This window comes from Saccharopolyspora sp. NPDC000995, assembly GCF_053599315.1.
The window spans coordinates 1-14,817 of the sequence record NZ_JBSFLZ010000054.1 but is presented as its reverse complement, the minus strand read 5'-3'; the positions used below and the strand labels follow the sequence as shown (position 1 = coordinate 14,817).

Genomic DNA, 14,817 nt, shown 5'->3' with positions numbered 1-14,817 from the left:
TGAAATCGGATCTTCGATTTCAATGGAAATTGCGGAGGACTGGAGACCAGGCGACCTCCTCAGTGGGCGACGGCGGCTGCACCGTGTTCGTCGATCAGGGCTGCGGTGGTGAACCGGTCGAGTCCGTAGGGCTCGTTGAGCGGGTGCGGGCGACCGGTGGCGATGGTGTGCGCGTACACCCAGCCCACGCCGGGGGTCGCCTTGAAACCGCCGGTCCCCCAGCCGCAGTTGAGGAAGAGGTTCTCGTACGGGGTCGGCCCGATGATCGGCGACGCGTCCGGCGTGACGTCCACCGTGCCCGCCCAGGTCCGGATCACGTGCGCCTGCGCGAAGATCGGGAACAGCTCCAGCGCCGCGGCCATCTGGCGTTCGATCACGTGCACCGAGCCGCGCTGGCCGTAGCCGTTGTAGGTGTCGATGCCCGCGCCCAGCACCAGTTCGCCCTTGTGCGCCTGGCTGCAGTAGACGTGCACGTGGTTGGACATCACCACGCACGGGTGGATCGGCTCCAGCAGCTCCGACACCAAGGCCTGCAGCGGGTGGCTCTGCAACGGCAACCGCAGGCCGAGCCCATCGGTGAGCAGCGTCGTCCGCCCCGCTGCCGCGAGCGCCACTCGCCCCGCGCCGATGGGTCCGAGGGAGGTCTGCACCCCGGTCACCCGGTCGCCGTCGGTTTCCAATCCCGTTACCTCGCAGCCCTGGACGAGGTCCACGCCCATCTCGTCGGCCTTGCGCGCGAACGCCCACGCCACGTGGTCGTGCTTGGCGATCCCACCGCGCCGCTGCAGCGTCGCGCCCAGCACCGGGTACCGGATGTCGTCGGAGAGGTTCAGGATCGGGCAGAGCTCCGCGATCTCGGCCGGCTCCACCCATTCCGCGTCGACCCCGTTGAGCTGGTTGGCGAACACCCGCCGCCGGGAGTCCCGGACCTCCTGCTCGGTGTGCGCGAGGTTGAGCACGCCCCGCTGGCTGAACAGGAAGTCGTACTCCAGCTCGGCGGGCAACTGCTCCCACAGGTCCAGCGCGTGGTTGTAGAGCGCCGCACTCTCGTCGAAGAGGTAGTTGGAGCGGATGATCGTGGTGTTGCGGGCCATGTTGCCACCGGCCAGCCAACCGCGTTCGAGCACCGCGACGTCGCGGATGCCGTGGTTGCGCGCCAGGTAGTAGGCCGTCGCCAGACCGTGGCCGCCGGAGCCGACGATCACCACCTCGTAGTGCCGCTTTGGTTCCGGACTGCGCCACAGCCGCGGCGGCGGCTGCGGCAGGACGGGATGTGGGGCCATGCCAGCCTCCGGGACGACCGGGGAACATCTAGAGGTAACAGTTCTCCGACAACTGGTATATCAGTCTTTCGGGTAGGCTACGAGACGTGCCCGCAGCCGTCAATTCCCGATCCGGCGACAGCCCGTCCCAGGCAGAGCGCGCGTACCTAACCCTGCGCGACCTGATCCTGACGCTGGAGCTGCCGCCCGGCGCACCGGTGCAGGAGGAGCCGCTGATCACCGAACTCGGCATCGGCCGCACCCCCTTCCGGGAGGCCGTCAAGCGGCTGGAGGCCGAGTCGCTGGTGGCGATCTACCCGCGCCGCGGCAGCTTCATCACCGAGGTCAACATCACCGATCACGCCCTGATCGCCGATGTGCGGCGCCGCTTGGAGGGCCACGCCGCCCGCCGCGCCGCAGAGCGCGCCACCGACGCCGAGCGGGCCGAACTCGACGAGCTGCGGGTGCTGGTCGAGGACCTCGGCGGCGAGCAGGCGGCGATCATGGACGTCGACTCGCGGGTGCACCGCACGATCTACCGCTGCACCCACAACCGCTACCTCGAAGGCACCCTCAACCAGTACTACAACCTGGCGCTGCGGATCTGGCACCTGTTCTTCGACCGGCTGCCGAAGGTCTCCGATCACGTCGGGGAGCACGCCGAGCTGCTCAAGGCGCTCATCGCCGCCGACGCCGACCGCGCCGACCGCATCGCGGTCGCGCACGTCGACCACTTCGAGCGGGCCATCCGCCAGTTGATCTGAGCCGATTCCCTTTGCCCACAACGGGATCCGGTTGATCGGGCCCGCCGTCGGCTGGACGGCCTCCTCGGCAAACACGTTGCGTCTCCAGTCGACCACTCCGTGCCACGGTCGGGCCAACCTCGAAATTGACTCGCACGTGTCCTTGACGTGGCCCCGGGTCGAAGCGCACTGTTGCGTTTAACGCAGAGAGTTGTCGTAGACGCAACAAGGCGGCGGCGATGGATTCGAGCGTCCAAGTTCTCCTCGTCGGGGCAGGCATCGTGGGATGCAGCACCGCGTACCACCTCGCGCGCCTCGGGATCACCGACGTCCTGGTCGTCGAGCAGGGCCCGCTGTTCGCCACCGGAGGCTCCAGTTCCCATGCGCCGGGCCTGGTTTTCCAGACCAACCCGTCGGAGACGTTGAGCCGCCTGGCCGCCTGCACGGTCCAGTGCTACTCCGGGCTGCAGCTCGACGGGCGGCCCTGCTTCTACCAGGTCGGCGGAATCGAGGTCGCCGCGACGCCGCAGCGCTGGGACGACCTCAAGCGCAAGCTCGGGTTGGCCACCGCGTGGGGCATCCGGGGCGAGTTGCTCGACCCGCAACAGGTGTACGACCGCATCCCCCAAGTCGACCCGGCGCGCATCCACGGCGGCCTGCACGTGCCCACCGACGGGATCGCCAAACCGGTCCGCGCGGCGGAAGCCATGGCCCGCGAAGCGAAGCGGCTCGGCGTGCGGTTCGCCGGTAACACCGAGGTGATCGGCTTCGACGTCCAAGGTGGAAGGGTCCGCGCCGTTCGCACCTCGCAATGCGACGTGGCGGCGCAGACAGTGCTTTGCTGCGCGGGGATCTGGGGCCCGAAGATCGGCCGGCTGGCCGGGGTGTCGATCCCGGTGCAACCGCTGGTGCACCAGTATGCCGTGACCAGCCCGGCGCCGGGCCTAAAACCGGGCGCCGACGAGGTGCGGCAGCCGATCCTGCGGCACCAGGACCGCTGCATGTACTTCCGGCAGATCCACGACCGCTACGGCGTCGGCTCCTACCAGCACCGCGCGATTCCGGTGCACAGCAACGGCCTGCTGCCAACCGCCGCGCCGGGCGCGGGCACCGAGGCGCCGTCGGAGGGCGGTGGTTGGAAGGGCATGGCGTCGGTGCAGCCGTTCACCCCCGAGGACTTCGCCGGGCCGTGGGCGGACGCCCGCGAGCTGCTGCCCGCGCTGAAGCGCACCGAGATCGCCGAAGGCATGAACGGCCTCTTCCTGTTCACCGCCGACGGGATGCCGGTGCTGGGGCCGTCCAACGAGATCGACAACTTCTGGGTCGCCGAGGCCGTCTGGATCACCCACGCCGCCGGGGTCGGCCGCGCGATGGCGCAGTGGCTGGCGGGCGAGGTGCCCGACATCGACCTCCGGCAGGCCGATCTCCGCCGCTTCGAGGACTTCGCGCACAGTCCGTCCTATGTGGGCGAGCGCGGTGCGCAGAGCTTCCGCGAGGTCTACGACATCATCCACCCGCAGCAGCCGCCGGAGCACCCGCGCCCGCTGCGCACCAGCCCGTTCCACGACCGCCAGCGCGAGCTCGGCGCGGTGTTCCTGGAAGCCGCCGGCTGGGAGCGACCGCACTGGTACGAGAGCAACAAGCCCCTCGTCGACGGCCGGGAAATCGTCGAGCCTGGGCCGTGGGCGGGACGCTACTGGTCCCCAATCGTCGGTGCCGAACACCAGGCCACCCGTGAGCGAGTTGCGATGTACGACATGACTTCGCTGCCCCGAGCGGAAGTCCACGGTCGCGGCGCGCTGGACCTGCTGCAGCGACTGACCACCAACCAGCTCGACCGCCCGCCCGGCTACGTCACCTACACGCTGATGCTGGAACCGACCGCGGGCATCCGGGCCGACATCACGGTCGCCCGGCTGGGGCGCGACGCTTTCCAGGTTGGCTGCAACGGTCCGCGCGACATCGCCTGGCTACGCCGGCACGCCGACGAGACCGTGCAGGTCCGCGACATCACCGGCGGCACCTGCTGCATCGGCCTGTGGGGCCCGCGGGCCCGGGACATGCTCGCAGAGCTGGCCGATCGGGACGTCTCGCACGAGGCCTTCCGGTTCTTCCGCGCGAAGCGGTTGTACGTCGGCGAGGTTCCGGTCCTCGCGCTACGACTGTCCTATGTGGGTGAGCTCGGCTGGGAGCTGTACTGCTCGGCGGAGTTCGGCCGGCGGCTGTGGGACCTGCTGGCCACCGCCGGTGCCGAGCACGGCGTCTTCCCCGGCGGTCGCGGCGCGTTCAACGGACTACGCCTGGAGAAGGGATATCGAGCCTGGGGGGCGGACATGTGGAGCTCGCACGACCCCGATGAAGCCGGTCTGGCCTTCGCCGTGAAGGCCGACAAGGGCGAGTTCATCGGACGAGACGCGCTGCTGCGGCGCCGGGAAAGCGGCCCGCGGCGGCGGCTGTGCTGTCTGACGATCGACGACGGCACCGTGTTGATGGGATCCGAGCCCGTGTTCGCCGACGGCACCCCCGTCGGTTTCACCACGAGCACCGGTTATGGGCACAGCGTCGGAGCGAGCCTCGCCTACGCGTGGCTGCCGGCCGACCTGTCCGATCCGGGCACCCCCGTGCGGGTGTCCTACTTCGACCAGCGACATCCGGCCACGGTCGTCGCTGACCCCGTGTTCGACCCCGAGATGAGCAGAATGCGCCGCTGATCGGCGCATTCCAACCCCGTCAGACCTGCAGAACGCCCGCCGAGGCGATCGGCCAGCGGTGTGGGTGCCGCCTACCTACCGGCACCCCGGACTTGAAGGAGCTCGCCGTTGAAATCGATTTGGTTCTTGTCTTTGAAGCGGCGAAGCCGCTTAGCCCACCCTCGCATCCGGCACCGCCGCGGGTTCTCAGGTGGTGTCTCGCGAAACCAGCCCCGACGTGGCGTCTTGGACATACATGAGTCGGGGATCCCACAGCGAGACGCCACCTGAGGTTCCGCCACCCGCACCGCCAAGCAAAACGACCACGAACCAGTCAGGGAGGAACCAGCCATGAGCATCAACCCGAACGCCGGCGTCCTGCTCTACCCGCGCCTGCGCAAGTCGCCGTTCTTCTACGCGTCGCGGCGGCACGGCGTCGGCCTCTACAGCGTGTACAACCACACCTACCACGCCCGCCACTACGGCGACCCGATCGGCGAGTACTGGGCGCTGCTGGAAGGCGTGACGTTGTGGGACGTCGGCGTGGAGCGCCAGGTGGAGATCACCGGACCCGACGCGTTCGAGTTCACCAACATGCTGGTGCCCCGCGACCTGACCAAATGCAAGGTCGGGCAGTGCAAGTACGTGTTCGTCACGGGGGAGGACGGCGGCATCATCAACGACCCGGTGCTGCTGCGGCTCGGCGAGAACCACTTCTGGCTGTCGCTGGCCGACAGCGACGTGCTGCTGTGGGTGAAGGGCCTGGCGCACAACCTCGGGATGGACGTGCAGATCCGGGAGCCGGACGTCGGACCCGTGCAGGTCCAGGGGCCGAAGTCGCGAGACGTGCTGGTCGACCTGTTCGGCGAGTCCATCCTGGACGTGCCCTACTACTACGCCGTCGACCGCGAGCTGGACGGCATGCAGGTGGTGGTGTCGCGCACCGGCTACACCGCCGAACTCGGCTACGAAATCTACCTGCACAACGCCAGCCGCGACGGGGTGAAGCTGTGGGACACCATCTGGGAGGCCGGGAAACCGCACGACCTCAAGGTGATCGGGCCCTGCCACATCCGGCGCATCGAGGCCGGCATCCTGTCCTGGGGCTGCGACATCACCTACGACACCAACCCGTTCGAGGTGGGCTACGGCTTCGAGAAGACCTGGATGGTCGACCTGGACCAGGAGGCCGACTTCATCGGCAAGTCGGCCCTGCAGCGGATCAAGAGCGAGGGCATCAGCCGCAAGCTGGTCGGCGTGGAGATCGGCGGCCCGAGCGTGGGCTCGTTCAACGACGGCGAGATGATCGACACCTTCGCCGTGCACGACCCGCACGGCCTGCGCATCGGCGAGGTCACCTCGGCCTGCTACTCGCCGCGGCTGGAACGCAACATCGGCTACGCGATGGTGCCGATCGCCTACCACGACCTGGGCACGGAACTGGTGGTGGACACCCAGCACGGCCCGCAGGAAGCGGTAGTCGTGGAGAAGCCGTTCCTGGACCCCACCAAGGACATCCCAAAACGACTGGTCCGCGCGACGGCGTGACGGGCCGATCAGGCACGGACGAGAGGTGGTGATCGCGATGAGCGCCAACGCCGAGCAACTGCAGCAGTATCTGATGAACGCCAGGTTCGAGGTGCTGCCGCTGCGCGGCGCGGTCGAGCAGGCCGAACAGCTGCCGCCGGGGACGACCGTGACCATCACGGCGTCCCCGTCCAAGGGCACCGAGGCGACCCTGGACGTCGCCGCCCAACTACTGGGCCGCGGCCTGCACGCGGTGCCGCACCTGGCCGCCCGGCTGATCGCCGACACCGCGCACCTGACGGCGCTGCTGGATCGCGTGGACGCGTTGGGGTTGTCCGAGGTCTTCGTGGTGGCCGGGGATCCCCCCCAGCCCCGCGGCGTATTCCCGGACGCGTTGGCGCTGCTTCGCGCGATGGACGAGCTGGGGCGGCGGCCCGCGCGGGTCGGCATCACCGGTTATCCCGAGCGGCACGCGTTCATCTCCGACGCGTCGACCATCCGCGCGATGACCGAGAAGTCGCGCTACGCCGACTACGTCGTCTCGCAGATCTGCTACGACCCGCACACCGTGGCGTCCTGGGTGAAGGACGTTCGCGCCCGCGGCCTGGCACTTCCGATCTGCATCGGGGTGCCGGGCGTGGTGGACGCGCACAAGCTGCTGCGGATCTCGCTGAAGATCGGGCTGGGCGACTCGATGCGCTTCCTGCGCAAGCAGCACGGCGTGGTGTCGAAGCTGCTCACCCGCTACACCCCGGAGGAGCTTCTCGACGGGCTGTCCCCCTACCTCGTCGACACCACGTGCGGCATCGCGGGCTGGCACTTCTTCACCTTCAACGAGATCGCGAAGACGGTGCAATGGCGCCACGACCTGGTTGCCAGACTCCGGGAGGTACCGGCATGAGCATCCCGTCCGATTTGGACATCTCGCGCGCCACCGCGCTCCTGCCGTTGGAGGACGTCGCAGCGCAGCTGGGCATCGGCGCGCACCTGCTCGAACCCTACGGGCGCAGCGCCGCGAAGATCTCGCTGGACGCGCTCGACGAGCTGCCCGAGCGACCGACCGCACGCTACGTCGTGGTCTCGGCGATCACGCCCACCCCGCTGGGCGAAGGCAAGACGACCACGACGGTGGGGCTGGGCCAAGCCCTGCGGCACCTCGGCAAGCGGTCGGCGGTGGCGATCCGGCAGCCGTCGATGGGCCCGACGTTCGGCATCAAGGGCGGCGCCGCCGGCGGCGGGTACAGCCAGGTGGTACCGATGGAGGCGCTGAACCTGCACCTCACCGGCGACATGCACGCGGTCACGGCGGCGCACAACCTGCTGGCCGCGATGCTGGACAACCACCTGCAACGGGAGAATTCGCTGGGCATCGACCCGCACCGGATCACCTGGCGGCGGGTGCTGGACGTCAACGACCGGGACCTGCGCAACATCGTCACCGGCCTCGGCGGTCGACTAGACGGCACGCCCCGGCAGACCGGTTTCGACATCACCGCGGCCAGCGAGGTGATGGCGGTGCTGGCGCTTTCCACGTCGCTACATGACATGCGGCGGCGGCTGGGCCGGATCGTGGTGGGCTACACCCGCGACGGCGAGCCGGTCAGCGCCGAGCAGCTGCGGGCAGCCGGGGCGATGGCGGTGATCATGCGCGAAGCGATCAAGCCGAACCTGATGCAGACCACCGAGAACACGCCGGTGCTGGTGCACGCGGGACCGTTCGGCAACATCGCGCACGGCAACTCGTCGGTGGTGGCCGACCGCATCGCCAGCCGGTGCGCGGACTATGTGGTCACCGAGGCCGGATTCGGGGCCGACATGGGCGCGGAGCGGTTCTTCAACATCAAGTGCCGCACCTCCGGCCTGCGCCCGGACGCCGCGGTGCTGGTGGCAACGGTGCGCGCACTGAAGGCGCACTCCGGCCGGTACAAGGTGGTGGCGGGCAAGCCGCTGCCTGCGGCGATGCTCGCCGAGAACCCCGACGACGTGCTGGCCGGGGCGGCGAACCTGCGCAAGCAGATCGACAACATCCGGCTGCACGGGGTGTCGCCGGTGGTCGCGATCAACGCGTTCCCGACCGACTACTCCAGCGAACACGAGGCGATCCGCCAGGTCGCCGAGGCAGAAGGGGCGCGCGTCGCGGTCAGCAACCACTTTATGGAAGGCGGCAAGGGCGCGCTGGAGCTGGCCGAAGCGGTGGTGGCGGCGGCCGAGGAACCGACCGCGTTCCAGCTGCTCTACCCGGATTCGGCGGACCTGCGGGCGAAGATCGAGACGATCGCGACCAAGGTGTACGGCGCGGCAGGGGTGTCGTACCTCCCTGCGGCGTCGCGCGCCCTGGACGGGTACGAGGCCAACGGCTTCGGGAACCTCCCGGTGTGCATCGCCAAGACCCACCTGTCGCTGAGCTCGGACCCGACCCTGCTCGGCGCCCCGACGGGCTGGACCCTCCCGGTCCGGGAGGTCCGGGCCTCGGTGGGAGCGGGCTTCATCTACCCGATCTGCGGGGAGATGCGCACGATGCCGGGCCTCGGCTCCCACCCGGCGGCGGAATCGATCGACATCGACGACCACGGCCAGATCATCGGCCTCAGCTGAGCCGGTTTCCGGCGTGAATACGAACGGCCGTCCCCCATTGCTGGGCAGCAACAGGGACGGCCATCGCGCATTCGGTCAGTCGTTGAAGCGGCCGGCCTTCACTGCGGCGAGGAACGACTGCCATTGGGGGCCGGTGGTGGTGAAGTATCCGGCGGCACGGTCCTTGGTGTCCCGCACCGCAGCACCGTCACCGACACGACCAACCTCGACACAACTCGTCTGCTGACCGGAACGGGAAGACTTCCGCCATCCCGTGGGCTCTAACGTCATATAGCTGCCTCCAACTCATCTGCGCGCTTGGCGATGAATTCGACCGATGCTTCAGGAGTCATCGTCAACTCGTGCAGGCTAGTAACCGCCTCCTTGTACGCCGTGGCAATACCCGAGTTGTGCAGTGACACCGACGAGCGGTAGTGCTCCATGTGCACGATCGGCGAGGCCTTCGGAAACTCGAACACGATGAACGACCCCATGTGCGCGGGATGCCACCGGTTCGCGCCACTGCGCAGCACGACAGACGGCATCGTCGGCCCACACACCTGCGCCAAGCTCGGATTCCGGTGATCACATGACCCACCACGACAACCGCCCACGCCCCATCCTCGACGCAATCCGCAGCGGCACATGGAAAACACTCGTCGGCGCACTGGTCACCGCAGCGGTGTCCTTCGGCCTGCTCAACGCCAACCAAGCCACACTGCTCAACAACATGGTCGCAGCCGTCGTCACGCTCGTGACCCTCGTGACCTCGACGCTCGCGCAGCTGCACATCCTCGACCACGCCGAACCACAGGTAACCCCGGTCGCCGACCCCCGCGACAACACCGGCAGACCACTCGTCCCCGCCCCAGCAGCGGAATCGGACGACCCCTGACCACACCGCTACCCTGACCCTACGGCGATCAATCCGTAGGGGACGAACAAGCCCCCGTCTGTCCTAGCCGGACAGACGGGGGCTTTTCTCTTGTGCGCCAAAGATGTGAGCAGTGCTTGCTGACCGTTACACCCGTTGCGGCGGGCGCGTGTGAACAAGATGTCTACGCAGGGGTTCCAAGCCAACTGGTGAACGCGGTCAGGCTGTCGGTCCTACGCCGCTCTGCCTCAGCGATCATGCGTACCGTCTCGCGCACCTGCGGATGCAGTCGGGTCTGCTGGGGTGCCGCCTTCCGCGCCACATTCAACGCTCGCAGCGAGCGTGCCGGATCACCCGACAGCAGCCACGCCCGCGCCACGTCCTGCCAGTGGTGGCCAAGCCGCGGACTGGAGACGTCGGCCGGGAGCCGGACCGATGAGCCGAGGTGTGCGGCCTGCTCTGGGTCACCCGCCTCCAGCGCCACGGCGACCTCGTGAATGGTCACGTTCCCCGGTCCGAATTTCTCGTTATAGTGCGGTGACTCGCGCCCAACCCGCGCGCCGAGTTCGTGCGCCTCCCGAAGGTGGGCATAGGCGGTCGGCCGATCCCCGCCGCGCGCCGCGACGATCGCGGTGCATAGATGCGCCGAGCCTCGCGCCGCCAGGATCGGCTCGCTGTCCGGCAGTTCCGCCAGGCGTTCAGCGGACCGAGCGGCACGGCCGGAGTCGAAAGTGCCGTAGTACATGAGCACCCGTGCCCGCTTCTGCGCGGCCTTTGCCGCGTACACGGGGTCGTCGGCGTACTGGGCCACCGCGTCCAGTCGGTCCAGGCATGGCACCGACAATGTCAGCGCCCCGAACCGGCGGCTCAACTGCTCGGCCTGAGCCCACCCGGCGGACAGCAGAGTGTAGGCGCGCCCCCGGTCATAGTCCGAGTTCGCCACGTGCGCCGCGCCATAGACCTGCCGCAGGAACGTCGGGATCGCCGCGAGCGCCTTCGCGCCCTTGTCTTCCCAGTACCACTTCGAGATCTGCGCAAGGTCGGCTTCGAGTTCGCTCAACGGCGCTGGTGGCGCGACGATCACCTCCATCCCCTCGGCGATCAGCGCGCGTAGTTCGGGCAGTCCCTCCAGTGGTTTCTCGTCGTCAAAGTGATACGGCTGGCCAGTCAGAAGCTCCGGCTCGATGCTCAACGCCTTGGCCGCCGAGGCGATGAACCGGGGGCTTGCTGGCTTCTTGCCCTGCTCAACGGCCTGCACCATCGCCTCGGAGAAATTCGCTCTCTCGGCGAGTTGGAATTGGGTCAGGCCAGCGAGTTTGCGCGCGGTGGCGATGCGCTGGCCGATGTCCGGGGTGGTCGCGCTCATGTTGTTCCCCTTCCACGGGGCTGATCTACATCAGGCCATCCCGAGTGTACGAGTACCAGTTCAGTACCAGTCACACCGTGTGATTGATCCATAACTTTGCGCTCAAGGGAAGCGTCGGAACTGATCAATGAGGGACGGATCTGAGCTTCCACGACCGCTCGGCTGGTGGCTCCGGACCTCACCGGGTCACAGGGGCGCAACCGCCGGCCGAGCAGCCTCCCCGCGTCGTCTTCTGGTCCGTCGCGGCGCGGGAAGGTCCAAACCTCGGCCGGGGTGCCGCCCCCGTTCGGCATCCGGCCGTTTCCAGGGAGGAAAGCATGAGAACGCTAACGACAGTGCCGTGTCGTGATCGAGCCTCGCGGGACTGCGACGTCGTGGTCAGTCACGCCTCAACGGCGGTGTGGCTGCGGGTCGGCCCAGAGGAGCGGTTGCTCGACGAAACCCAGGCGCAAAAGCTGTACCTCGCGCTCGGCGTGCACATCGCCGCCGTTCAAACCGCTCGTCACAAGGCGGGGCCGCGTGAGCATGCCTGAAAAGGCAAGCAGCACTCGAAGCGCGGTATGGCTCCGCGTGGGTGCCCAGGTCATCGGCTGGCCGCTGGTGCTGCTGGGAATCCTGGGCTGGGTCAAGGCCAGCAAGTTCATTGGCGGTTCTGTGGACGGAATGGATCGCGGCGGCGCTGAACGGTTTGCGTTGGCGCTCACCGCAGTCGCCCTCGCCGTATACGGCATCACCGCCTCGCTCGGCGGATGCGTCATAGCCGCAGGACTGCGGGGTCTGCTGAGAAATCTCGTCGCGTGGGCGTCCGACGCTTTGCTTCTTTTTCATTTATGTGTGCTCTGTTTCGCGCTCACGATGCGATTTTGAGCACTGCTCACACGATGGCGGCGAGCCGGAGCAGAAGAAAGTTAAAAGGACGTGCTACCGGAGCGGCGTACTAACAGCAGGCGTGACCTTCCCCGGCCCCGAGCACGGCAAAGCCGTCGGCCCCGTGACGACGGCTTCGGGATCGGGCGCATGGGGCGGGCGGCGCAGCGTCGAGCACAACGGAGCTGGCGAGACTCCCAGGCTCCGCGCGCCGCCTGCCGCCCCTCAATCAGATCGAGTTGAGACCGATGGCCCAACAAGAGGTGGGAACGATGACCCTCCAGGACGACCGCCTGTACGTGACATGGGTTCTCAGCGGTGCCGACGGGCAGGACCACGCCGTCACCGACGAGGAGGCCACGCGGGCGAACCACGAGGGCACCGGCCGTGCTGAGGCAGTCTGCGGCCACCCGGTCCTAACGGTCTCGCTGACCAACCCGCCAGGGCGGAAGTGCTCACGCTGCCTGGCCTACCTACTTGCGCGGGCCACGCTGTCCGACCTCGATCTCCGAATGAAGCCGTACCACCGTCGCCACCGCTGCACCGGGTTGCTCCGACAGCTACTCAGACTCCCTGCTCGACCCCGATATCAGACCCCTGACCGGGCTGGAAGGGTGGATTCGTGATCGCGGCGTGGGTCGCGGCTGGGCTGCTCTGTGTCGGCGCGTTGGCGCTGTCGGCGACGTTCTACTACGCCCCAGCCCGACACGCTGGTGGCGGTGAAGGTGCGCTGACGGTCGCGTACCTGGTTGCGCGGGTGGACGCAGAGACCAGGGGCGGCCGGCACTGCTTGCGGGAGCCACGGATGGTGCAGCTGCGCGGGGACTTGGCCGATGCGCTCGCTGTCGAGGAAACCCGGTTCCTGCCGGTGATCGAGTCCGGTCTACCGGTCGGCGACCGCGACGCGTTGACCCGCCACCCGGGGATGCTTCGGCGGCTTCTTGACGCCCTGCAACGCCTATAGACCCGGCTCGGTGTCGTGACTTCCCCCGACCGGCACCGAGCCGTCCCCGTCCGGGGTGGTGCGCCGCCCCTCGGTGCATCACCCCGGCCGGTTCCACCTACCCGCACCAACGACGCTGCGGGTCCAGACGACCACTGTGGACACTGAAAGGAGGCGACTGATGGCGGACAACCCTGAGCCCGAAACCGAGGAGCAGGAAGACACGCGTAGGAGAACCACCAGGATGGCCCCGTTGCCGACCGGCGCGACGCTCGCCGACCTCCAGCGCTACGTAGCGAAGATGGAGGATGAGCAGGGGTTTCCGGCAGCACTGTGCTGGAGCAATCGCTCAAGCTCGGAGAAGAGGTCGGCGAGCCGTTCAAGGCCATCCGCAAAACGGAAAACCTCCCGATCGACTGCAACTCGATCACCAGGACCGTCGACGAAGAACTGGCGGACATCCTGATCTACGTGTGCGCGATCGCCAACCGACGGAACATTGACCTCGACGAAACAAGGAACTCCGCAACGAAATGCGGATCTGGGCGTAAAGGGCGTCGGGGGTCTCGGGCACGATCACCGCTATGTCTGCCGTGGAGGACGTAGACAAGGCATTGAGCTTCGTGCTGGGCAAGCTCGCCGAAGCGACAGAAATGCTCAGCACGGCGGAGGCCGCCCTGGAGGAGAGCGGCACCGGTCTCTGGGTGCTCAACGGCACCAATTACGACGAGGCGCAACAAGCCCTTGCGTACCACCAGGAAAGCGGCGACCAGCTCACCCACGCCCATCAGGTCCTGCGCCGCTGTACCGAACAGATCAAGCAATACCAGCCCCGCGTTGCGACGAGCCCAGCACCAAATACCCCGCCGCGAGAGTCGGCCGTCCGACCTGGCAGAACGCGATCATCTCTTCCACGGACTGCTTGGGACAACGTCGAAGGCGAGAAGCCGAACCTCGCCGACATCAGCGCGGAAAGCCGCAGGAGGTACATCCTTGACGGCAACGGACGCGGCGGCGGGGGTCACTTTGCGGGTACTGGCCTGCCAAACAAGACGGAGTTCCCCGAGACTTGGGATGATGACAAGGTCATCAGGTTAATCGAGGACGTGGCGAAAAACCCGGACAGCCCGCCAGTGCTCCAGGACAACGGTCTGTGGAAGGCCGAAGGCACCAGAGACGGTGTGGACGTCAGGGTGATCGTGGACAAGACCGGGCGGGTCGTGACAGGACATCCCACGGGCGGAGATGGTGTGATCCACAACGACGCATCCGGTAACCCCAGGTAGAACGAGGCATCGAGTAATGGATCTTGTCAAGCTCAGCAAGGACTCAAGGCAGCTGCTTGAGCGGCTCGCCGACCGGCTCCCGCCGGAGCTGTTGGACACCTACCGCTCATACAGCGATCTCGGTGAGTGGGACATGCTGATTGATGTCATGTGCGCCAGCCTGATCAAGAGGAACATCCCGGTCACGACGGAGGAACGGGACATGCTGGCGAATCTGCTCGCGATGTACGAAACCCCTGTGGAGTTCTACGACTACATCACCAATCGTGACGAGACACTCGCCGCGCTCACAGTGACCACAGGAACTACCTGACGCTGATCCACCTGTGTCGGCGTCCGCGTCGATACCCTCCGCAGCTGAGCCCCCGGCGCGACCCCTGCGCCGGGGTTCTCGCTGATCAGGGCCTCCACGTTTGTGATCTTGTGTGTAGCAGCCGTGTAGCAGAAACGCAGGGGCAAAGCCCTCACCAGCACAAATAGATACCGATCAACCACCGGCCGAGTGCTAGACTAAGCAGGGTCTACAGACCCCTGTGACCAGCACAAAAGGCGTTTGCGCAGCGCACGGCGGGGCGTTTTGAAGTCAAGGGCGATCCTGGTGGTTAATTGGTTTAGGCTGCCAGGCTGAGTTCGAGGCGGGCGAGGTGGCTGGTGCGGGTCCGGTCGAGCGGGTGGCTGTTCCACC

At 67.4% G+C, this 14,817-nt stretch carries 17 protein-coding genes; 13 read left to right on the top strand and 4 right to left on the bottom strand.

Annotated features, from left to right (window positions below; translation table 11 throughout):
• Positions 1-59: 59 nt before the first annotated feature.
• Positions 60-1,283, bottom strand: a complete 1,224-nt coding sequence (locus ACWDKQ_RS18810; RefSeq protein ID WP_450140022.1) for a sarcosine oxidase subunit beta family protein — start codon at positions 1,281-1,283, stop codon at positions 60-62.
• An 86-nt stretch (positions 1,284-1,369) separates the two neighbouring features.
• Here ACWDKQ_RS18810 and ACWDKQ_RS18805 point away from each other — a divergent pair, with 86 nt between their 5' ends.
• From ACWDKQ_RS18805 to ACWDKQ_RS18785, 5 genes are all read left to right on the top strand, one after another.
• Positions 1,370-2,026 (top strand): GntR family transcriptional regulator, encoded by a 657-nt coding sequence (locus ACWDKQ_RS18805; RefSeq protein ID WP_450140021.1) that lies wholly within the window; start codon positions 1,370-1,372, stop codon positions 2,024-2,026.
• A 218-nt stretch (positions 2,027-2,244) separates the two neighbouring features.
• Positions 2,245-4,716: a GcvT family protein gene (locus ACWDKQ_RS18800; protein WP_450140020.1), complete on the top strand. Its 2,472-nt coding sequence runs from the start codon at positions 2,245-2,247 to the stop codon at positions 4,714-4,716.
• Between the two features lie 330 nt (positions 4,717-5,046).
• Positions 5,047-6,243 (top strand): glycine cleavage T C-terminal barrel domain-containing protein, encoded by a 1,197-nt coding sequence (locus ACWDKQ_RS18795; RefSeq protein WP_450140019.1) that lies wholly within the window; start codon positions 5,047-5,049, stop codon positions 6,241-6,243.
• Positions 6,244-6,280: 37 nt separating this feature from the next.
• A complete protein-coding gene (locus ACWDKQ_RS18790) occupies positions 6,281-7,123 on the top strand; it encodes a methylenetetrahydrofolate reductase (RefSeq protein WP_450140018.1) in 843 nt (280 codons plus the stop codon).
• A complete protein-coding gene (locus ACWDKQ_RS18785) occupies positions 7,120-8,817 on the top strand; it encodes a formate--tetrahydrofolate ligase (RefSeq protein WP_450140017.1) in 1,698 nt (565 codons plus the stop codon). Before ACWDKQ_RS18790 ends, ACWDKQ_RS18785 begins: the two co-directional genes overlap by 4 nt.
• 75 nt (positions 8,818-8,892) lie before the next feature.
• On the opposite strand, the gene ACWDKQ_RS18780 is transcribed toward ACWDKQ_RS18785, so the two are convergent.
• Together ACWDKQ_RS18780 and ACWDKQ_RS18775 are read right to left on the bottom strand one after the other, a co-directional pair.
• Positions 8,893-9,087, bottom strand: a complete 195-nt coding sequence (locus tag ACWDKQ_RS18780; RefSeq protein WP_450140016.1) for a DUF397 domain-containing protein — start codon at positions 9,085-9,087, stop codon at positions 8,893-8,895.
• Positions 9,084-9,341, bottom strand: a complete 258-nt coding sequence (locus ACWDKQ_RS18775; RefSeq protein ID WP_450140015.1) for a Scr1 family TA system antitoxin-like transcriptional regulator — start codon at positions 9,339-9,341, stop codon at positions 9,084-9,086. The genes ACWDKQ_RS18780 and ACWDKQ_RS18775 overlap by 4 nt, the downstream gene beginning before the upstream one ends.
• 44 nt (positions 9,342-9,385) lie before the next feature.
• Between ACWDKQ_RS18775 and ACWDKQ_RS18770 the strand changes: the two genes are divergently transcribed.
• The gene (locus ACWDKQ_RS18770; protein WP_450140014.1) at positions 9,386-9,691 is read left to right on the top strand and encodes a hypothetical protein; all 306 of its coding nucleotides are present in this window, start codon (positions 9,386-9,388) and stop codon (positions 9,689-9,691) included.
• 163 nt (positions 9,692-9,854) lie between these two features.
• Here ACWDKQ_RS18770 and ACWDKQ_RS18765 read toward each other — a convergent pair whose 3' ends face one another.
• Entirely contained in the window at positions 9,855-11,036 is a 1,182-nt protein-coding gene (locus ACWDKQ_RS18765; protein ID WP_450140013.1) for a helix-turn-helix domain-containing protein, read from the bottom strand.
• 317 nt (positions 11,037-11,353) lie between these two features.
• Between ACWDKQ_RS18765 and ACWDKQ_RS18760 the strand changes: the two genes are divergently transcribed.
• The 7 genes from ACWDKQ_RS18760 to ACWDKQ_RS18730 all read left to right on the top strand — a co-directional run bounded on the left by ACWDKQ_RS18760 (position 11,354) and on the right by ACWDKQ_RS18730 (position 14,445).
• Complete coding sequence (locus ACWDKQ_RS18760; protein WP_450140012.1) at positions 11,354-11,569, top strand: hypothetical protein; 216 nt, start codon at positions 11,354-11,356, stop codon at positions 11,567-11,569.
• Positions 11,556-11,903 (top strand): hypothetical protein, encoded by a 348-nt coding sequence (locus ACWDKQ_RS18755; protein WP_450140011.1) that lies wholly within the window; start codon positions 11,556-11,558, stop codon positions 11,901-11,903. Before ACWDKQ_RS18760 ends, ACWDKQ_RS18755 begins: the two co-directional genes overlap by 14 nt.
• 272 nt (positions 11,904-12,175) lie before the next feature.
• Positions 12,176-12,529 (top strand): hypothetical protein, encoded by a 354-nt coding sequence (locus tag ACWDKQ_RS18750; protein WP_450140010.1) that lies wholly within the window; start codon positions 12,176-12,178, stop codon positions 12,527-12,529.
• Positions 12,526-12,867: a hypothetical protein gene (locus ACWDKQ_RS18745; RefSeq protein WP_450140009.1), complete on the top strand. Its 342-nt coding sequence runs from the start codon at positions 12,526-12,528 to the stop codon at positions 12,865-12,867. The genes ACWDKQ_RS18750 and ACWDKQ_RS18745 overlap by 4 nt, the downstream gene beginning before the upstream one ends.
• A 312-nt stretch (positions 12,868-13,179) precedes the next feature.
• Positions 13,180-13,452, top strand: a complete 273-nt coding sequence (locus tag ACWDKQ_RS18740; RefSeq protein WP_450140008.1) for a MazG nucleotide pyrophosphohydrolase domain-containing protein — start codon at positions 13,180-13,182, stop codon at positions 13,450-13,452.
• A gap of 17 nt (positions 13,453-13,469) precedes the next feature.
• The gene (locus ACWDKQ_RS18735) at positions 13,470-14,132 is read left to right on the top strand and encodes an EndoU domain-containing protein (RefSeq protein ID WP_450140050.1); all 663 of its coding nucleotides are present in this window, start codon (positions 13,470-13,472) and stop codon (positions 14,130-14,132) included.
• Between the two features lie 16 nt (positions 14,133-14,148).
• The gene (locus ACWDKQ_RS18730; protein ID WP_450140007.1) at positions 14,149-14,445 is read left to right on the top strand and encodes a hypothetical protein; all 297 of its coding nucleotides are present in this window, start codon (positions 14,149-14,151) and stop codon (positions 14,443-14,445) included.
• Positions 14,446-14,817: the final 372 nt, after the last annotated feature.